19 protein-coding genes are annotated in these 20,963 nt (G+C 39.1%); 1 reads left to right on the forward strand and 18 read right to left on the reverse strand.

All coding sequences use genetic code 11. The features are described 5' to 3' along the window. Positions 1–495: 495 nt before the first annotated feature. From AYR61_RS00005 to AYR61_RS00090, 18 genes are all read right to left on the reverse strand, one after another. The gene (locus AYR61_RS00005; RefSeq protein WP_065900750.1) at positions 496–2,142 is read right to left on the reverse strand and encodes an ATP-binding protein; all 1,647 of its coding nucleotides are present in this window, start codon (positions 2,140–2,142) and stop codon (positions 496–498) included. Continuing rightward, on the reverse strand, positions 2,132–3,364 hold the full coding sequence (locus AYR61_RS00010) for an SIR2 family protein (protein ID WP_191982260.1): 1,233 nt from the start codon (positions 3,362–3,364) through the stop codon (positions 2,132–2,134). Before AYR61_RS00010 ends, AYR61_RS00005 begins: the two co-directional genes overlap by 11 nt. Before the next feature lie 189 nt (positions 3,365–3,553). After that, positions 3,554–5,158: an IS66 family transposase gene (gene tnpC, locus AYR61_RS00015; RefSeq protein ID WP_225356492.1), complete on the reverse strand. Its 1,605-nt coding sequence runs from the start codon at positions 5,156–5,158 to the stop codon at positions 3,554–3,556. A 69-nt stretch (positions 5,159–5,227) separates the two neighbouring features. Then, positions 5,228–5,581: an IS66 family insertion sequence element accessory protein TnpB gene (tnpB, locus tag AYR61_RS00020; protein ID WP_054712984.1), complete on the reverse strand. Its 354-nt coding sequence runs from the start codon at positions 5,579–5,581 to the stop codon at positions 5,228–5,230. After that, the gene (locus AYR61_RS00025) at positions 5,562–5,753 is read right to left on the reverse strand and encodes a hypothetical protein (RefSeq protein ID WP_054712986.1); all 192 of its coding nucleotides are present in this window, start codon (positions 5,751–5,753) and stop codon (positions 5,562–5,564) included. Before AYR61_RS00025 ends, tnpB begins: the two co-directional genes overlap by 20 nt. A gap of 159 nt (positions 5,754–5,912) precedes the next feature. After that, on the reverse strand, positions 5,913–6,806 hold the full coding sequence (gene galU, locus AYR61_RS00030) for a UTP--glucose-1-phosphate uridylyltransferase GalU (protein ID WP_054712959.1): 894 nt from the start codon (positions 6,804–6,806) through the stop codon (positions 5,913–5,915). Between the two features lie 36 nt (positions 6,807–6,842). Continuing rightward, a complete protein-coding gene (locus AYR61_RS00035; protein WP_065900753.1) occupies positions 6,843–8,264 on the reverse strand; it encodes a flippase in 1,422 nt (473 codons plus the stop codon). A 6-nt stretch (positions 8,265–8,270) separates the two neighbouring features. Beyond that, the gene (glf, locus tag AYR61_RS00040; protein WP_065900756.1) at positions 8,271–9,383 is read right to left on the reverse strand and encodes a UDP-galactopyranose mutase; all 1,113 of its coding nucleotides are present in this window, start codon (positions 9,381–9,383) and stop codon (positions 8,271–8,273) included. Positions 9,384–9,649: 266 nt separating this feature from the next. Continuing rightward, positions 9,650–10,492: a beta-1,6-galactofuranosyltransferase gene (locus AYR61_RS00045; RefSeq protein ID WP_191982261.1), complete on the reverse strand. Its 843-nt coding sequence runs from the start codon at positions 10,490–10,492 to the stop codon at positions 9,650–9,652. Then, complete coding sequence (locus AYR61_RS00050; protein WP_065900760.1) at positions 10,468–10,653, reverse strand: hypothetical protein; 186 nt, start codon at positions 10,651–10,653, stop codon at positions 10,468–10,470. The genes AYR61_RS00045 and AYR61_RS00050 overlap by 25 nt, the downstream gene beginning before the upstream one ends. Before the next feature lie 400 nt (positions 10,654–11,053). After that, positions 11,054–12,010 (reverse strand): glycosyltransferase, encoded by a 957-nt coding sequence (locus AYR61_RS00055; protein ID WP_191982262.1) that lies wholly within the window; start codon positions 12,008–12,010, stop codon positions 11,054–11,056. A 19-nt stretch (positions 12,011–12,029) separates the two neighbouring features. Continuing rightward, the gene (locus AYR61_RS00060; protein WP_065900764.1) at positions 12,030–13,121 is read right to left on the reverse strand and encodes a glycosyltransferase; all 1,092 of its coding nucleotides are present in this window, start codon (positions 13,119–13,121) and stop codon (positions 12,030–12,032) included. Positions 13,122–13,129: 8 nt separating this feature from the next. Next, the gene (locus AYR61_RS15760; RefSeq protein ID WP_065900766.1) at positions 13,130–13,687 is read right to left on the reverse strand and encodes an acyltransferase; all 558 of its coding nucleotides are present in this window, start codon (positions 13,685–13,687) and stop codon (positions 13,130–13,132) included. 122 nt (positions 13,688–13,809) lie between these two features. Next, a complete protein-coding gene (locus AYR61_RS00070; RefSeq protein ID WP_065900769.1) occupies positions 13,810–14,304 on the reverse strand; it encodes a beta-1,6-N-acetylglucosaminyltransferase in 495 nt (164 codons plus the stop codon). Positions 14,305–14,486: 182 nt separating this feature from the next. Further along, positions 14,487–15,791: an IS1380 family transposase gene (locus AYR61_RS00075; RefSeq protein ID WP_065900772.1), complete on the reverse strand. Its 1,305-nt coding sequence runs from the start codon at positions 15,789–15,791 to the stop codon at positions 14,487–14,489. A 192-nt stretch (positions 15,792–15,983) separates the two neighbouring features. After that, a complete protein-coding gene (locus AYR61_RS00080; RefSeq protein WP_054709225.1) occupies positions 15,984–16,634 on the reverse strand; it encodes a histidine phosphatase family protein in 651 nt (216 codons plus the stop codon). A 23-nt stretch (positions 16,635–16,657) separates the two neighbouring features. Beyond that, entirely contained in the window at positions 16,658–17,413 is a 756-nt protein-coding gene (locus AYR61_RS00085) for a phosphosulfolactate synthase (protein ID WP_065900775.1), read from the reverse strand. Positions 17,414–17,666: 253 nt separating this feature from the next. Beyond that, positions 17,667–18,176: a lipocalin-like domain-containing protein gene (locus AYR61_RS00090; RefSeq protein WP_054709232.1), complete on the reverse strand. Its 510-nt coding sequence runs from the start codon at positions 18,174–18,176 to the stop codon at positions 17,667–17,669. Between the two features lie 487 nt (positions 18,177–18,663). On the opposite strand from AYR61_RS00090, the gene nrdJ reads away from it, so the two are divergent. Continuing rightward, the gene (gene nrdJ, locus AYR61_RS00095; protein WP_065900778.1) at positions 18,664–20,916 is read left to right on the forward strand and encodes a ribonucleoside-triphosphate reductase, adenosylcobalamin-dependent; all 2,253 of its coding nucleotides are present in this window, start codon (positions 18,664–18,666) and stop codon (positions 20,914–20,916) included. Positions 20,917–20,963: the final 47 nt, after the last annotated feature.

Consider the following 20,963-nt stretch of genomic DNA (forward strand, 5'->3'; position numbering starts at 1 on the left):
CAAATACTTAAATAAATCATCAGTACTAGAATCATTCGCCAATTCATACCAAACATGATGCATCGGTATGACATGGGAATCAAACATGTTTATAAACTTACTATTTTATGTCGAATAATATGGCAAAACGGTTCTCTGAGCATAGATCTAATGAATGTATATTAAATAAACGCAATGTTTATTATAAGTTTCAATCCGACAACCATTGAAATGCAGATATTCAGTTAGACTTAATTTATACTAGTGAAGTATATCCTACGGTTCATTGTAAAATACTCGTTCTTATCCGACCAAAATCAACTGAAACAATGTACTAATTCGAGATTTTATCGTTTTCAAAATTCTTAACTTTGAACCTTTACCCAGAAAGGATAGTGTAGGATGATACATGGTAACTTTTTATTCCAATGGAGGTACCAGTGTAATACCACTGTATGACTCATTTAGACTTTAAATCCGGAACTTTAAATCATGGATAAAAGTGTGGCTACATAATCACCTTGCTTCAAGTGATGGTGAACCATTGTGATGAGATCTATCTGATTTGTCAATTATTAACTGAACATCATGTAATAAGTTTACACTTGTCAAAATGGCCTCCCCTTGGCCTAGCCTCTGAACACTTTCTCTGCCTTTCTCATCCAAAAAATTGTTTATTGCATATATTTCATTCGGCTGAGTTAGTCTATGAATCAGTAAAGTGCCCATTTGACCAAGTAAAACTGTTGAAACATCATTAGGACTTTGCGTTGTTAATAAAAGATAAATGCCTTTTTTTCTCCCCTCTCTTGCTAAAGTAATGAGGCCTTGGTAATTCTCATTCCCATCATCGGTTTCTTTTTCTGTATATCTATGAACTTCGTCAATAAATATTAAAAATGCTCTGTTTTCTTCTGATTTATTTTCAAAAAGATAATTACTGATTAAATCAACAACCATTCCACCAGTACTATCATTCGACCCAATTTCTGAAGTATCAATTCTAAGACTATGAATATTATCATTCAAAAATTGTTGTAACGAGTCAATCAAAGAATACGGCAGTGTGCCTAAAAACAATTCCTGTAATTTTGTTGTTTCTAATTTTTGATGTAATCTATCAGCCAACAGTCTAATATTTTTCAACCTAAAATCGTCAACTTTTAGAATTCCTCTGCCATTTTCCACAGCAGCTTCTTCCGGTAATTGCTTTTCTAATAGGCCCAAATCAAAACTTGTATCTTTTCTCGTTAGTGAAGCAATGTCTTTTTGAACCAAACTAATATTTTTATTTGTCTTTACATATTCATACGCATGACAATTTTTCTCTTGAAACCTTAATGCTTCAATAGCATTCATAAGAGCAGGCGCCTGAATTCCAGGGCTTGCGCTTAATAGTTCTACCCACTGTGTAATCGACAGACTACCCGAGGCAATATTTGTATCAACTCCGAGCATTCTATTTGTAACTTCAGAATCAAATGAATCAGCATATTCCCCAGTAGGGTCTATTATCAAAATTTTAATATGTGCCTTCAACATTTTATCTAAAATTGACAAAGCTGAAGTACTTTTGCCGCTACCTGTTGTTCCGATAATCATCATATGCCTACTAAAAAGTGTTACCGGTTTAAATGCAAGGCGGATACTTTTGTCTACTCCAAGAGAAGAAAATGCTTGTAGTGGAAATTCATCAATGTTTTTCGTAACCTCTAAAGATGCATAATACTTTTGAATGATTTTTTCGGGTGCAACATAAACTTTATCGTGAACACCGGCATTAATAAAATTAGTAGCATCAAAGTTCTCAGTATCAGGATTTAATAAAGCTAAAGTTTCCACAATGATTTCAGGGAATATTTTTGAATACATTCCTTGTTTCATTAATGTGTGGATACTATCCGTATCTCGAATAGCATTTTGTTTAACTCTTGCAATTAGAACACCTTTCACATTGTTAATGAGCACTAAGAAATTTATGGTCGAAGGAGTCAAATTTTCACCATTTAAAATCCGAGAATTTAATGTTGAAAGATTTTCAGCTTGAACTTTAACAATACTTTTTGAAACCTCAGAAACTGTCCCAAGATAATAATTTTCTTTACTAAGACTATGTTTTGATGAAGAAGTTCCCAAATCCCAAAACACTTGATCAATGTTCATTCAAATCACCACCTAAATAAAAGGGCAATTCGTTTATAGTTGCCTTTAAAAACGCAACAGAATAACCAGCATTCATAAGATTTTCTAGTTCTTTCCAACCATTACTTATTTGATTCGATATATTGAAATCTGTAACCAAAACTGACAGACCTTCATTATGACTAACAGCATGATGTACCATTTGGGAAATATGATTATCCCCAAAACTAAACCCATTAGTTATTAGTAGGGTATTGGGACGATTAATTAATTCTTGAAACTTAGAAAATAAATCAAAGAATGGTTCTGTATACGATTGCATATACTTATTTGAACTTGGAAATATAAGATTAGGTTGGTTGATTTTGTCCTGTTTGTTGCGACGATAAATTCTTCCATTAATTGGCTTGGTCCATGTTAGTGAGCCATGTAGCTTTATTAAATTTATTACTTGCTTTTTATAAACAAGCTCATCGGTTGTTAAGTTTGGAATATCACGCACTAAATTCCATTCAAAATCATCTGCATCAAAGAAAGGATTTAAATCATGAGAAAAACCATCGATTACTGAATATCCCAATTTTTCCGCGGCATCCTCAAAAAGAGTATCATAGTTTGTCGTTACTACGGTTAATTTATTTGGCGCTACGACTTTATTTGCCAACATATTAATAACTCTATTATGAAATAATAATCGTTCATCATATGAATAACTGGTCTCTTCCTCAATTACTTTATATATCTGGTCTAATGTTTTCAAATATTTATTTTTTGAGCGACCTATAAATGGTTGAGCAGACTCTGCTTTAGAAATAAAGTCCTCTAAATCAAATTGATTCTCATCAGGGTTCGTGTATTCATATTTACAAAGACTCGCCATTGTATCAAGACTCAAAAATTTCTTATTCTCAAGCCTATCTTTTATACTCGCTTTCAAGTCCTTCATCGATTTACCTACACTTCTATCATCTTGATAACCAGTAATAGAAGCACCCGCCCCAGCTAGAAAGACTATTTGAGTATAATTTCTAGCAAGATACAATTTAACAACATTTAATATCATATCCTTAAATGTGTTTATATCTGCCTCATCACCATGCTCATTCGTGATTTGTCTTCCATTTTTAAGAAAAGCGTCTTTTTCGTTTCCCGTTTTCTTCTCAAATAGCATGCCTGGATACTTAAAAAAGCTTTCAGAATTCAGATTAGTGGCAAACACAGAATCATTTTCGTTTTTATTCATATTTCGCCTCATCATTAAAAAGATAAATTAATTTGCTGTTAATTACGTTTATAATTATACTACTTTAAGATGTAAATACGTGTTCATTGTAAGCAGTAGATAACTGACCGTATTGAATACTGCGATTTCATCACAAATATAAAAAGAAGCCTGGTATGTCTCGTTCTTTGAGACATACCAGGCTTCTTACTATGATGCGTTCTTGTCTTCGTTCTTATCAGGAATTAGTACTCCAGCTTGCGCTCTTTTGACTGCCTCAAGATCGGATTCTTTGAAATTCCATGGTAAATAAGCTGCTAACTGTTCCTTTTTTGGGAAAGTTGGTAGTTGCGCAACTCCGAGTAGAATATATTCGATATATTTCGTCGGATCAATGTGATTGGCCTTGGCACTCTCGACAATTGTCATCCAAATTGCTGTTGATCTAGCACCTTCTGGGCTAGTACTGAACAGCCAGTTCTTTCGACCAATCACTAAACTCTTCATCGTTCGTTCAGCGGTGTTGTTGCTCCAGTCCATGGTTCCATCGTTCACGATTCGGCTCAGATACATGCGTTGATCAGCCGCGTAAGTCACGGCTTTACCTAGTCGGGACTTAGCTAGCCCGTCATAGTGATCGACCCACTGCCAGAACTGTTTTAAAAGCGGTCTTATTTTACTACGCCGACGTCGCTGGCGTACTCGTGGAGAAAAGTGTTGCCAGGTCTTTTCGAGTCGAAACATGCTGTTGATCAATCGCAAGGGTGTTTCAACGTACTGTTTATCGGCATCAAACGCATCTTTGAACTTTCGCCGGACGTGCGCCCAACAGCCGACGCGCTTGATTGCCTGATCACCAAGCAGATTATAGCCCGCATATCCGTCGCATTGTAACACGCCTTGATACGTGCTATAGAGTTGTTTCTGCGCGAATGAACCAGCTCTGGTCTGGCTATAAGCATAGTACACAATCCGATTGGTTAGCTTCAAAGGGATGGTCGCGACCCACATGTAAGATCTTGACTTTGCTGCCCGACCAGGCTCGTTAATAACTTGGATTGGTGTTTCATCACCTTGAAGGTGATGACGGGCAATTAATTCTCGGTGGATCAGACCATACAATGGTTCTATCAGTTGGCTAGTTTTGATGATCCAATTAGCTAAGGTCCCCTCTGAAACATTAAAGCCGCCCTGTTTAAGGGCTCTTTGTTGTCGATACAAGGGCAGATCTAACAGAAACTTGTCACTGATCACATGCGCTGCCAGCGATGCTGACAATGGACTATGGGCTAATAAACCATGCGGCGCCTGGCTCTGAAACATATAAGTAAGGCCAGTTTGTCTTTCACATTCACTGCAGGTGCCAGTTTCTATGTAGATTCTTTTAACGTACAGGCGTCCCGGTTCGTAACAGACTTCTTGGCGGACAAATTTTTTGCCGACGATGAGCCAGTCAGAGTGTCCGTGAGGACACTGACTGGCATCGAATGGAATTAAAACGTCCTGAACCGGCATGTCAGGACTGATTGTTTGTTTGCGTGTCTTCTTTTTCGACCTGATCTTGGTTATTACTTGGTAGGTCTCTTCGCTTTGGTTCCCAGTTTGCTCTGGTTCGGTAAAAACACCACTTTGTCCGAATAATGACAATTGATCAGAATTAATTCTTTCAGAGCTTTGGCCATAGATCTTTTTGGTTAAAAATGCCACCTGTTCTTCCAGAAGTAGAATCGTCTGTTTTAGTTCGTGCACTTCTTGTTTTAGCTCAGTGTTCTGTCGAATTAGTTCGGCTTCAATATTTTTTACGTGCTTAGCCATCGCATTCACTCCTTTCCGTATATAAGAGTTGTTGAAATGAGTTTACCACTCGCTAAACGGGTTTAAAAGCTATTTTTTGTGACCCGGTGGGGTCACTTGATGAATGGTCGACTCCAGCGACCACCCGCTCAGGAGACGAAGTAACTGTTTGGGATTTAGCTTACGAATTGCAGCTTGATCAACTGGCCATTGGAGTCGACCATTCTCAATTCGTTTGTATAATAACAGGAATCCGTCACCATCCCAGTACAGTGCTTTGAATCGGTCTTTACGACTCCCGCAGAACAAATATAACGCGCTGTTATATGGGTCCAAATCAAATTGATCTTGAACCACCCCAGCTAGACCATCAATTCCTTTTCTTAAATCTGTTTTTCCGCAGACCAGAAAGATCTGATGAAGCTTATTTTGGTCGATTATCATCGCTAAACACCGCCTTTAGGAATGCATCTAAAATATAACCATTAATGTGATTGTAGATAATGACAGATTTGTTGGTGCCGACTTTGATGTGCATTGCTTTCGTCGTAACCGTTGGTTGCGACTGTGGCGTTTGACCCATGCGAATTTGAACAATATCAGGTTTTTCAGTCATAAAAAATTACCTCACCAATTTTATTTGATGAGGTAATCGTAAATCATTTTAGAGTTGATTTGAATACGGTCGGTTATCTACTGCTTACTGTTCATTAGCCAAAACACATACAAATGTAAGAAAATAGCGGCTAACAATCAAATAAGATTCAAATTATTATTACTTCTTCTCCTCATCCTTCAACCGCTCAGCCAAGTCCAAAATATACTGTTTCAATTCATCCTTAATCTCTGGATGCGTCAGCCCATATTCCACGTTAGTGGTCACATAGCCCAACTTATTCCCAACGTCGAACCGGTCACCCTTAAACTCATGGGCAAACACCCGCTGCGTTTGGTTTAACGTATCAATGGCATCCGTTAACTGAATCTCGCCACCCTTACCCGGCTTCTGGTTTTCCAAAACGCCAAAGATCTCAGGGGTCAATAAGTAACGACCAATGATAGCCAAATCACTAGGTGCTTTATCCACCGCTGGCTTTTCAACGAACTTGCGAACGTTGTACAAACCATCAGAAACTTCACTCTCAGGATCAATCACACCGTAAGCGGACACATCTTCATGAGGCACCTTCTTAACGGCCAAAATGGACGCGTGAGTGTTCTCATACTGGTCAATCAACTGTTTAGTCAATGGTACCTGATCACTCATTAAATCGTCACCTAACATGACGACAAATGGTTCATCAGCAATAAACGACTTAGCCATGCGCACAGCATCGCCTAACCCATTAGGATATGGCTGCCGAACGAAGAATAAGTTAACGCCAATATCCGTGGTATCATTAACCAGCTTCAATAAGCCGTCCTTACCCTTCATCTTCAAGTTCTGTTCCAGTTCAGGTGCTGAATCAAAGTGATCTTCAATGGATCGCTTTTGTTTACCTTCAACAATTAAAATATCAGTGATACCACTTGCTTTGGCTTCCTCGACGATAAACTGAATTGTGGGTTTATCAACGATTGGGAGCATTTCTTTTGCTAGTGCCTTGGTTGCTGGTAGAAACCGTGTACCCAATCCAGCTGCAGGAATTACGGCTTTGCGTACTTTCATTTTTAAAAATCCCTTCTAAACGAATTATCACAACTACTAGTGATGATCTTTCAAAATTGCTTTTGCTTCATGTATTAATTTTACTCTAAAAACAACTAACAGCAACGCATAAAGCAATATTCCTAAGATAACTTCAACAATTAACATCAGCCATGTACTTGGCAAATGCTGGTCCAATTGCCAAACAACGACAAACATCAACACACCTGCAAGTAGATACTTAAAAGTATCTGTAAACAGTGCTTTAAAATCAACTTGTTTTTTAATCGCGACTAGTTGAGACAAAGTAACTGAAGCCTCTGATAACACTGTTGCCATTGAGGCCCCAATTGCTCCCCACAGTATGATTAATGGAATGTTCATAATTAAATTAACTATTGCGCCAACAATGACCGACGTCGTATAAGCCTTGGTTTGTTTCGTTGGAAGTAAATACTGTGTTCCAATAGCGTTACTCCAGGCTATTAACAAAATAACAATAGCTTCTATCGTCATTATCGGTGTTACACTAAGAAATCTTGCCGTAAAAAATAATGGTACGAATTTATGCGCAACTGCCATTAAACCAAAAGTCATTGGCACAGACATTGCAGTTACAAAAGAAAAGCTCTTAGATAAATAGCGCTTAGTCTTCTCGTGTTCCCCATTTGCGAACGCATTGGCTACATGAGGTAACATAACTGTCCCTGTAGCTGTCACGATAGCTAGTACCATCTTCACCATTTTATCAGACTGATCAAAATACCCTGCTGCCTGCACAGATGTCATTGACCCTAACATTGTTTTGTTCAATACGAGGTAGATTTGAGTAGCAATCTGAGGTACAAAGAGTACCAGAGAAGGCCAAAAATGTTTAAATATATGCATCCCTTTAATAACTGGACGACCAATATATCGTCTCAAACTAGGGAATAGTGTAATGTTTCCAATAAGCAACGATAACGAAAGAATCAATATATATGTTGTAAGATCACTATAGGATTTTACAAACGTAAAAATACTAATTAATGTGATGATTTTGACGATGAAGTTTCTTAACACTGTAACTGCAAAATTCTCGACGCCCATAAAGAACCAAGAAATGTCAAAAGCAGCCGCTACGAGAGAAACTGATTGTGCCAGGTAATATACATGGTATTGATGTGTAAACATCAAAAATATCAAAAAAGCAACATAGGCCAAAATAACTGTTAAGACACGCATAGAAAAAATTTCATAAAAAGTTCGCGTGAGCTTACACTTGTCATCCCTAACAAAGGCCACCTGTCGATTTCCATATAGATTGACGCCAACACTACCAAACAGAATGAAATATTGAATAATCGAGTTTGTATAGGAATTAATCCCTACACCAGTCGGTCCCAATACTCGAGACAGATAGGGTGTTGTTATCAATGGTACCAATAAAATAAATACCTGATAAAAAGCATTATAGAGATAATTCTTGATAACTCTCATAGAAAACTACTCTCCGAATTCTTTCTTAACTAGCTTCAAAGCTGCCATGATCGTCTGATCCATATTGTAGTAACGATACTGACCTAAACGACCACCAAAAATCACGTTAGGCACAGTCTTTGCAAGCTCATGGTATTGTTTATACATTGAATTATTTTGAGAATTATTTATTGGATAGTATGGTTCATCACCCCTATGCCAATCCATCGGGTACTCTCTGGTGATAACAGTTTTACCTTTATCACCCTTACCAAACTCAAAATGTTTGTGTTCGATAATCCGAGTATAAGGTGTTTCTGCATCTGTATAGTTAACAACAGCGTTACCTTGGAAATTATCAATATCCAACGTCTCAGTTTCAAATTTCAAGCTTCTATAAGCCAATTCACCAAGCTGATAGTCAAAAAATTGATCAATCATTCCCGTAAAAACAATTTTAGAAAACCTTTGAAGATACTCACCTTTTTTATCAAAAAAGTCAGTGTTGGTCTTAACTTCAATGTTTTTGTCATCAAGCATTTTTTCAATAATCTGAGTGTAGCCACCAATCGGAATACCCTGATAATCATCATCAAAGTAATTATTATCATACGTGAAACGGACCGGTAATCTTCGGATTATAAATGCTGGAAGCTCAGTCGCTTTTTGACCCCATTGCTTTTCGGTATAACCCTTAATGAGTTTCTCATATATATCTCTACCAACTAATGATATAGCTTGTTCTTCCAAATTCTCAGATTTTTTTCCATTCATTTCGAGTCGTTGTTCAGCGATTTTGTTTTTTGCCTCTGCAGGCGTTATCACATTCCACATTTGGTTAAAAGTATTCATGTTAAATGGCATATTGAATGTTTCATCGTAAAACTTTGCAATTGGACTATTTGTAAATCGATTAAAATTTGCAAAAGAATTAACATAGTCCCAAATATGCTTGTCACTTGTATGGAAAATATGAGCTCCATATTTATGAACTTGAACGCCACACTTTTTATAAGTATAAATATTTCCAGCAATTGCACTTCGGCGATCGATCACAATTACGTTATTTCCCCTTATTGCTGCCTCATGTGCAAAGGTGGCACCAAATAAACCAGCACCTACAACTAAGAAAGTCTTCATGTCATCATTCCTCAAATCATAAATTTTATTAATTAAACTAGCCGATTTATAAAAGATAAAGTATTAATTTCATTAACATGTAAAGATCTGGGTTCGCAAAGCTAACGGACGAAACTACTATCCCATTTTTGTCTTATTGTTTTTAAATTCTAATGTGGTTGAAATATAATTGAATCAATTAAGAAACGACAACCAATCTGTAATTCTCATCCCTACTTTATTGTTAATTAAATTGTTAACCAGTAATTAAAACCCTTGTTAAAACACTATTTTTTTTTGAGTGCTCTTCTTACATTCTCCATTGCCGTTTTTATATAATAGCCACTTCTCATTTGTAGACTTATTCTTTTGACATTCTTTTTCAACTCATGATAGTCTTGCTGGGTAATTTGATTCATCATACTATCAATGTCGTCCAGCTTAGAAATCACAAATCCTACTTTATTACTAACCACAAAATCGCTAAGAGCTGCGTCTTTCCATACAATTACGGGTAAGCCGGAACTTAAGTACAAAGAAGCCTTGTGAGGATTGTTGTACATCGTATACTCTGCTAGATTATTGTCGTTTAAGTCCCCATCCCAAACTAAACCAAACGCTGCTTTAAAGTGCATTGGCACCTCTTCAGGTGAATACTGCCCATCATAACGAATATTTTGGGGATAGTGAGAAAGAGGATTGGGACCAAGCAATTGTATTTTTGTTTTTATGTTGATTTGCTTTAAAAATGCAGATTTCCATAGATTACCAGCAAAAACAAGTCCATCTTCTACTGAATAATTTGGATTTTGATTATTTGAATTTTCATAGTCAAAAATCCCCAAAGATACCATAGGTACTCTAATCCCATTATCTTCCAACCATTTTTTCATATGATTATTGTGTACAACTAGGCAATCAAATTCGTTTAAATATTTTATTTCAGCCGAAACCTTTTTTTTATTATGCTTACCAAACCTCAGGCTATCTACATCATGGACGATTACGACAGTTTTAACATTCTCTTTTTTCTTGACAGACTTGAGCATTACTTTTTCACAAATTCTACTATACATAGGATATTGAAATACAATCATTGTATCTCTCAAGCCCTTAATTTTTTTTGCCAAGAAATCGCTAAGAATAAGAACCGTTTATATTTCTGTGGATAAAAATCATAGTCAATAGTTTTATAGCCTACTTCTTCTAAAAAATGAACAATATCTTTTTTAGGCTTCACAAGTGCGCTATTCTCGCTCTTCATTTGAAAATCTAGTATATATCCTTTCAAAGGAAACACTCCTGACTCTATTTGTATTTTGAATAATTGTGTCTTCTTTCTTCAGACAAACAAAGTAGTTTTTATTTGCTGTAATTTGAAAGTTCATAGTTTAGTCGACATTACACTTTTAAAATTTATTTTTGAAAATACTATAAACAAAAACTCAGAATAAAATACTAGCCACTTATTTATAAAGTGTCCATCCGTATTTACTGCAAATCCCTCAGCTTAAAATTTCTCCTCTCATTCTCAGATTAATTGGCCACTGATTCGTAAAAAAGCTCTACCAATTTATAAATAAATTTATGATTATACCTGTTTTCACCTTAATATGGCTTTTTGAATAGTCTGCCAATTCTATTGTTATCATGGGTTCAATTGCGCAAAGCATGATCATTTAAAACGAAGTCTACAATTCTTTATTTTTTCTCTTGGGAGAAATTTTCTCCACCCTAACTCGTAGAGCAAAGAAGATTTTTTTTATATTTAACGGGTACAATATCAGTGTACTAATTAACGCAATTGCCGCCTTAAAGGAATGATTATTTTTGAATGTTCGGGAACAATCTTCATATTTATTTGATCCAGTATTATAAGCATGTCTAAAAAGAGAACTTCTAAGGGGAAATTTATTATATTTCATCCCTATTTCTTTAGGATTCACCAACTTATCGTATTTTTCTAACGTATTACATTTTAAAATACCCTGCCTAACAATTGAAGCACTAACATCCATCAGAAGTTTATTCGAAGAAGTAACCCCGCTGTCCCGTATTCTATAATCCAAAAGAATTTTTTTGGTTACATATCCTGTAAAGCCGGACAATAGTAATCTTGACCATAAATCATAATCCTCACAAGATGGAATTTGTCTATAGCCGTCCAAAAAATCAAGACTTGATTTCCTTATTAAAGTTGAAGAGTGAATAATGAAATTATTAGTTCTTATTTGCTGGGCTGAACTTATATCCCCTTCAATAGGCATTATCCTTTTTCCAACAGTTATATTCTTAGTATCAATTTCTCTAGCCGAAGTTCCAACAAAGTCATATCCACGTCGTATGATATCCATTTCAACATCCAGTCTATGCAAGCAAGAAACGTCATCAGCATCCATTCTCGCAATGAATCTCCCTCTTGCAACCTTCAGACCATTATTGAGGCTTGAAACAAGACCACTATTTCTATTATTTTTAATTAATATCACTCGGTCATCTGTCAATGACAATTTTTTTAAATAGCGCTGCACATCAACCCTAGACGGACTATCATTTACAATGATAAATTCTAAATCAGTAAATTTTTGCATTAATATAGAATTTACCGCTTCGTTAATTGAGCTAATTGTCTCATTATACACTGACATTATTACGCTAATTGTAGGCTTATTCATCAACACTTGTACCTCTGTCCAAACTGTCTAATGCTTGGATCATTCGCAATAAGTAGTTTTGAGGACTAAATTTCATTGCGGTTTTTTGTAACTCATAAGGCTCATTAATTAATTCGATGTCACCTATTTTACTTATTTTTTTTACTAATTCATTCACACTGCCGAGTTTGTACAAATAACCATTATATTTATCAACAACAATATCCTCTGGTCCGGTTGAGCAATTCGAGCTAATTACGGGTATTCCATGCGCTAAAGCCTCAATCAATACAGTTGGTAATCCCTCATACTTTGATGTTAGTATTAGAGCGTCAGTTTTTTTGATTAGTTTCCAGATATCCGTTTGAAATCCCATCCACTTTATACAAGCACTTATGCCTATTGAATTAGCATATCTAGATAACTTGGCTTTATCTTCGCCTTCTCCAAAAATTTTTAGCTCAAAAGCTTCATTGATTTTTGAGAGTGCAGTAAATAATTCTGATAAATTTTTTTGCTTATCATAGTCAAATCTGCCAATATAAACCAACTCTAATTTGTTAGTTTTTTTGTGAGGCGTTGGAAAGCTTATATCACCATTAACTGGTATAGGATTAAATATCGTGAAAATTTTTATCTTATTATTCACTTTTTCTTTCATTTCAGCTGTAATTCCAGAACTAATAGAAAAAAAAGCATCCTGCGAATTTGCCTCAAACTTTGAAAAAGGTTTTTCAGAAATCGAAAAATGATACCATCCAACAACCTTATATCCTAAATTCAAAATTTTTTTCAACCAATAAAACATTGACCAAATAATCGGTGAGGTCGAAATAATTATTTTGGGATTTTTAATTGCAATTTGAAAAATCCAATATGGCAAACGAAAAAGATATTCAATTTTTTTGAATTTTTTTGGCAGCAAAAGATTTTTGATACAGAAGTCGCTTTCTTGTAACCAATCCTTAGTTTCAGTTCCCCCAAGAACAAAAAGTTTAAAACTATATTTGTTTTCAGGTCGAATAGACTTAAATATATTTTTAATTATTGTTTCCGTTCCGCCTTTTCCTGATAAAAAAGGCGTTATAATAAAAACTTCTGACATTATTTTCCTCACTTAGATAAATTACTATGAGTATTACTTTTTATAATCACTGCGGGATTTCCGGCTACTACAGAATTCTTTGGGATGTCTTTTGTAACAACTGAACCAGCAGCAACAACCACATTCTCCGCAATTTGCACTCCCTTTAACACTACACTGTTTGCACCAATCCAGACATTATTACCAATTGTAACGTTTCGAGTTATAAACCCCCTGTTACCTAAATAAAAATTATGGTCGTGATCTACAATAACTACGTTATTAGCAATCAAACATTTATTACCTATCACAATGCTTTTTAATGATGTTATACTTACATTGCGATTTATAAATGTATCATTGCCAATTACTATTTTCTCTCCATCTATACTTTCTAAATGAGTAAAGCCTCTTGAGCTACATCTCTTCCCAATACAAATTGTGCTTTCATGGTCACAAACTATATCCAATTTACCTCTCCATCTATTTTGAGGGGCTTTGATTTTAATACTTGCAGATAGTCTAATCCTAACTTTTAAAAATTTTATAAAAGTATACATACATCTAAGGAAAACTTTTACAGCCATAAATCCCACCTCACAAATCTCAGTCTCTAGATTAAAAATAGCTATACATTCAGTTAATTACTTCTATTTATAGTAATTGTTTATCCCGGTGAATAGTCTATGAAATTTAGCTACATTTATATCTAAATCACTAATTCGTGGATTACCTTTTTAATGATTTCATTGTCAATTTTTTCATCAAACTTTCTGGAAAAAAAGTGACCACTCTGCTTTGCAAGTTTTATCTCATCGAAATCGGAAATTCTCCAAGTTTTAGGTGATCCATCCCACCAATTTATATATCGAGGATTTCCTTGAAACTCATCTGATATGTTATGAACTGGCTTTTCGTAATAAATTGGAAATTTGCTTTTCCCACGTATATTAATTAATGTGGGAATAAACAGTTCATCCACTAAAAATCCCTTATTAAAAATTTTAAATATTAGATTCTCTGAACAAACGATTTCTCTCGCCAATTCGTGACTTATAGAGCACCAATTAGATCCATAGCCAATTAAATCAATTGGTAACTTATCTTTTTGAATCAAACCTAGTTCAACTTTTTCTAGTTGTCTATAAATTCGAAGAAAAATATTATAATCACGAAAATGTTTAGTAAAACCTGAATTATTCATAGTTCATAAAAATCCCGTCAGTTTTCGTATTTTTTCGAAAACTGACGGGTATGTCTTTATCTTTTGCTGAAATACGATGTTTATCAGTTCTAGCTAGTGAGATCTTTCAACTAACTCAGAATTGCTTTGAACTTTTGGATACACTTGTCCCTTGGTTGTACAGATTTTTTTAATTTTGCCGGTTATTCAATAGCCTGGATACGCTGTAGAGCCTGGTAGAACAGCCGATGGTAAACATGATACGAGCTCAGCCGCAACTGAATGCGTCGGCCAGTATGCACAACACGTGCCGCAACTTTGAATAAACGGATCCGCAATGTGCTAACGCACAAGCCGGAATCATGTTTTGTCAGTGCTAGCTGCTTTAAAAAGTTGACAATATTGTAAGCCAGTACACTAACCATCATCCGGGCAGCATTGGCATTAAACGTTGGACTATCAGTCTTATCGAAAAAGAAACCTGTTTTAGCTTCTTTGATGTAATTTTCCATTTGGCCGCGTTTGTGATACAGTTCGAAGGCAGTTTCAGCCGTTAAATTAGTCAGATTAGTGACGATAAATTCATGTGAAAAGATCAGTTCACCAGCTACTCGAGTTGATTTAATATAAATCTGCCGTGGCTTAGGCCACGATGCTGATTGATAGATTTCAGAGTAGTAATGAGTCTCTTCCTCTTGCCACTGGGTTTGATCACTGATCTTGACGAACTTTTCAGCTAGATTCTGTAATTTTCGATTGCATTTGAGTCGAATAATGTAAAACACATCGTTGGCTTCACAGACATCGTAAACTTCTGGCGTGGCGAAGCCACTATCACCACGAACCAGAATGTCAGTCGTGGGCAGCTGAGTTTGATAATGCTTTAATAGTGGTGTTAAAAAAGCTTTTACATCTTTGCTGGTGTAGGCATTTCCAGGACGCAAGACAGCTTTCAATAAGTTACCATCTTGATCAGTTGCCAGTAATGGATGATATCCTTCAGTACCATAATGTGCGTTGTAGTTAGTGGCTTCCTGTTTGCCATAAGTGTCTGAGTGAGTCGAATCGATATCAATAATCGTGGCTGTCTGGTTGGTTAATAGTCGAACACGGTCGATCAAAGCCTCATTTAAAGTCTGTAATGTGCTAACACTATCTTTATCAAAGCATTGCCAAAAACGTGATATTGTTGCTTGTGAAGCCAAAGACGGTTTATCCAATAATAATTTAAAAAGCGGTTCTTTTTCTAAAGAAGTTGCCGCAGAATCTGCGCTATAACCAGCAATAATCTGAAGAATTAACTGTTTTAAGATACTAGAATTACTGTGTTGACAATATCGTCGCTGGTCATTGAACCTCAATAGTTTGTCGGCCAAGATGGTGAACTGGAATTTTGCCATCAGCTCTACACACAATGTTAGCCCGCCATCGGAAGATAATTGACCACCCGTATGCGATACTAAAATGTTTTTGTTGAAATTTAATGCCATTTCCTGTAAAGTTTTCAATATAGAGTCCTCTTCTCTCATGTGGTTTTGTTTAGCAATTTAACTATACCAGAGCTGGGGCTCTTTTTGTGTACTTAAAAGGTGAAAATACAAAATACCCATCAAACGCGTGATGCATGTGTTTGATGGGTATTTTGCATATCTTTGTGAATAAATCAGGGATGTACTGTTAATAAAAGCTTTTATAGCGTGCTACATAATCGACACGTTACCTTCATTCAGATCCACATCATGCAAATACGCAGTCTGATTATACACATCCAGAAACGCGCCGTCTGGTCGCAACGCCACAATGGACGTCGACAGATTTTTCAGTCCCAGCAGATGCTCATTTCCAGTCAGTTCCTTGATGCCAAGCTGAGAAATGCCGCCATGGGAAAACACCAGCGCGGTGTCATCGGGGCCAAGCTGCTCCCCAATCTCGCGAATGGCTTGCGCAAACCGTGCCCGCGCGGCCGCAAAATTTTCCACACCGATGGCATCTAATTCAGGAGTATTAACTCGTTGTGACAACTTACGAAACAACGCGGGCTGTTCCGCGACCAATTCATCCTTGGACTTGCCTTCCCAGTCACCAAACGTCAATTCCGCCAGGCCAGCATTGGTCTGCAGGGTTGGTACCGGCTGCGTGAAGTTGTCCGTCACCAGTTGCGCGGTGTGAATCGCCCGCTTAATTGGACTCGCAAAGACCACCTGGTAGCGATACTGATCTAAATACGCCGCTGCCTGCTGATACGGGGTCAGGTCATCCGTCAACAAGTCACTATCCGCATACCGCCCCTGAAGTCGGTGTTCCAAATTCCACTGTGTTTTGCCGTGACGCACAATAAAGATCCGTTTCATGACACCCTCCGTTTGACTACTGTTTAAACTTTACCGACCGTATCAGCCCGCAGTCCGCGACGCAGCGTTGCCACCGAAGTTACTTCATCGTGCGCGATGTTACCAAGGTTTACTTGTGGGCCATATTTCAAAATTAGCGCTGTTTGCTGCCCTTTAAGCGGTGCTTCGAAAATGATGTGGTCAATGCCGTCTGGTGTTAACGCATCCAGCTCGTCGGCCACGATGTTACCGTTGGCGTCATAGATACCAATGTTCTTGCCGGCTTCACGCGCTTCGATGATGACGTAATTGGAACCGTTTTTCAGGTCTTCGTTCATCAAAGCCACCCGTTCAGCAGGTGTCAGGTCGTGGTCAAGTTCCGGATTCTTCTTCCCGACTTCGGAGATCACGTAGAACCCAGCTTGCTTGGCTTTGACGATCAGTTCGCCACGCGTTCTTGAATCAACCGTTGTCGACCCATCACTGACTTCGATACCCTTGAAGCCAAGGTCCTTCGCCTCATCCAAGAAGGCGTCGTACTTACCGGCAGCTACTGAAACTTCCAGCAACGTCCCACCAGGATAAGGAATGATTCCCGCAGCGTCGTACTTGGCAGTCTTGGCCTTGATCAACTCGCGGTCCATCGTGGCAGCCGTGCCCCAGCCAAACTTCGCAAAGGTCATGTAGTCACCCGCAGTGGCAATCAGGTCGTCCACTTCGTTTAAACCCAGCCCCTTGTCCAGAACCATCGTCTTGCCGAGTGTTTGGGATTTATTTTCCAGAAATTCAAATGCTTTCATGTCTGTAGCCTCCGTTAGTGTCGTTTTTGTGCATCGTCCAAGCTTAATGACGCTAGATTAACTGGGCCTTAAAACGCTCATTCGTATGTTCTAGTGTAAAACAGTATTGGAATTATGTTCAAGGTTATTATGGGTGAATTTTTTGTTGGGTGATAGAAAATGTAAATCACCTAATGCACCTGTGTTTTGTCTGAATCAGATCTATCAGTGATTGTTCTTATTATGCATAATTAATATGTACAAGCTCAGAGGTCTACCGCTCATACACCAAATACACCGTCGCCGCCGACGTATCGCTGCCATCCACAGCGGTCATCCGAACATGCGTCAACTTATACCCCGCATACCGATACCCGCCAGCAATACCCTTCACCGAAACAATATTAGCGCGTGTCGTCTGACCTAGCGATTCCTTCAATTGTAGCGTCTTACCATCCACTTGCCAGGTGCCCGAATCCGGATCACTCGAGTAATCTGCAGCCGTCTGTGTGAATTCTCCGTTCTTATTAAAAACCAGCTTACTAGCGCCACTATTGTGCTTTTCAATGGCGGACGGCAGCTCATTGGCGGGCGTCCCCACTAGAAAGTACCAGGGATTATGACGCACAGGTTGCCGCTTCGGCGTGCGATGGTAAAGGTGCACCCCAATACCTAGTATGACCACAACGATAATGACCCAAGTCAGGGCCTGAATGCGCCGATCACTGCGATACCGTTTTAAAAATAGTTGCCGTCCTGTTTCAAGTCGTTTCCCCACGTTCATCCTGCTACCTCCAGCCACCGATACGGTCACCCACTACCTGTTGTGGTCGTCTCTTTTTAAAAGCAGTATATCATAGAAGTGTTTTAACTGACCGATCAGGATCTGACCTCTGCTTAAAGACCATCAAACACAGTGTTAACCCTACCCCAAAATACGTATCATACTACTCGATAATCATCCTATATATACGTGTGGAATATCCATCTCACAAACCACCAAATTCAACTTATTTGCTGGTAATCCACGTGAACACTTGTGTTCAGCAAAGTCGCGACCCCCAACCCATAGATGTCAATCCCCAATATCAAGTAGCGACAGATTACCCCTGGTGTCCCAACTTCAAATTTTGGAATATCCTTAAATTCCCGTCCTATCGCCGTTTTGTGTGATTAGCCGGAGACCTGTCTAGCTACTATATATTGAAATTCCGTCTAAATGAAGATACTATATATAGTATTCACTACAGATTTTTGGAGGTACATATCGTATGCAAATGCTTAAACATGAAATCCTGGTTCAGTTGTCAGATGACTTCATTGAATCAGTAAAAAAAACTGTGACACCTCACTGGGGCCCCTTAGGCTGGGTCACCTACAAGCGGACATACGCCCGTTATCTCGACGATAAACAAAGGACTGAGAACTGGGACGAGACCGTTAAGCGCGTGGTTGAAGGAAACATCAACCTTGACCCGCGGTTACACCAGGACGACCTGGATCCTCAAGTCTACGAAGAACTGACTAACGAAGCGCAAGAATTGTTTAAACTCATTTACGGGCTTTCTGCGACACCATCTGGCCGGAACCTGTGGATCTCAGGGACCGACTACCAGAAGCGTAACGGTGACTCCCTCAACAACTGCTGGTTCATCGGCGTGCGCCCACAACCATACGGCGACAGCCACATTGTGCCCGACTACCTTGATCATGATCAGGACGCGGTTTCAATGCCATATTCCTTCATGTTTGACCAACTCATGAAGGGCGGCGGTGTCGGCTTCTCCGTTGTTCAGGACAACGTAAAGCAGATTCCAGCCGTTGATCAGGCCATCAACATGACCATTTTGGTGTCACGGGACAGCGCCTCACACGATGAGTCAATCAAACTTGGCGCCGTTGACAAGGAAGACTGGCTCGCAAGTCACAGCCTCACGGACGGCCGCTACTACAAGCTGCCTGACACTCGCGAAGGCTGGATCCTCGCCAACGCCAACATGATCGACCTGCACTTCTTTGGGACCAACGCTGACCACGAAAAGAACCTGATTCTAGACGTCAGCGACATCCGACCAAAGGGTGCGAAAATTCACGGTTTCGGCGGGACTGCTTCCGGCCCAATGCCACTGATTGAAATGTTAACGGACATCAATGCCATCTTGAACGACCACGCTGGCCGTAAGCTGTCCTCCGTTGATTGTACCGACCTTGGAAACTTGATTGGGAAAACGGTCGTGGCTGGGAACGTTCGTCGTTCAGCTGAATTAGCCTTGGGCTCTGCTGACGACGATGCGTTCATCACGATGAAGCAGGATCAAGATAAGCTTTACCACCACCGTTGGGCATCCAACAACAGTGTTGCCGTGGACAGTTCTAAGACTGATTACGACGCCATTGCTGATTCCATTACCCACAACGGTGAACCTGGTATCGTGAACCTGGAGCTCTCAAAGAACTTCGGTCGAGCTATCGATGGTCGTCAAGAAGCCATTGATGGCAACGTTGAAGGCACTAACCCCTGTGGTGAAATTTCACTCGCAAACGGTGAACCTTGCAACCTGTTTGAAGTCTTCCCACCAGTTGCTGTTGCACAAGGCTGGGATTTAAAAGAAGCCTTTGCGTTGGGAACACGTTTCTCAAAGCGGGTCACCTTCAGCCCATACGATTGGGAAGTTTCGCGTAACGTCATCGAAAAGAACCGTCGTATCGGGATCTCAATGTCCGGGATTCAAGACTGGATCTTAAAGGAATTCGGCCACCGTGTTGTGACTGGCTTCAAGGACGCTACTGACCCTGTGACTGGCGAAACGATCAAGCAACCCGTATACGACCAGGCCGCTATTGACCGCGTTGACGGGCTGTACAAGGCCGTTGTTGCTGCTGACAAGGACTACTCAGAAACCCTTGACTGTGCCCCATCGATCAAGCACACGACCGTAAAGCCATCAGGGACTGTTGCAAAGTTGGCTGGTGTGTCTGAAGGGATGCACTTCCACTACTCTAACTACCTGATTCAACGGATTCGGTTCCAAGACTCTGACCCGTTGTTGCCAGCGTTGAAAGCTTGCGGCTATTTCATGGAACCAGACGTTTACACCAAGAACACCGTTTGTGTGGAATTCCCAGTTCGGGCAGCCCACGCCGACAGTAGTGAATTCGCCTCAGCTGGTAACGTTTCGATGGCTGAACAGTTCGCAACTCAGGCCTTCTTGCAGACGTACTGGTCAGATAATGCGGTCAGTTGTACCGTGACGTTCCAACCAGAAGAAGCAACCCAAATCAGCCCATTGATGCGCCAATACCGCTTCGTAACGAAGTCAACGTCCCTCTTGCCATACGCGGGCGACGCCTTCCAGCAAGCACCTAAGGAACCCATCGCAAAGGATGTCTACGAAGAAAAGCTAACAGAGATCCACGGCGACGTGGCAACGGTCTTCGCAGAACAGAATGGCAACCATGATCAAAAAGATGTTGAATTGGTCGGCCAAACGGATTGTGAGGGTGGGGCTTGCCCAATTAGGTAGAGTGTGGAGCAAGGCGTTTTGAGGGCGGACCGTAAGCTAACTCTGGC

Source organism: Secundilactobacillus paracollinoides (assembly GCF_001702155.1).
GTDB classification, from domain to species: domain Bacteria; phylum Bacillota; class Bacilli; order Lactobacillales; family Lactobacillaceae; genus Secundilactobacillus; species Secundilactobacillus paracollinoides.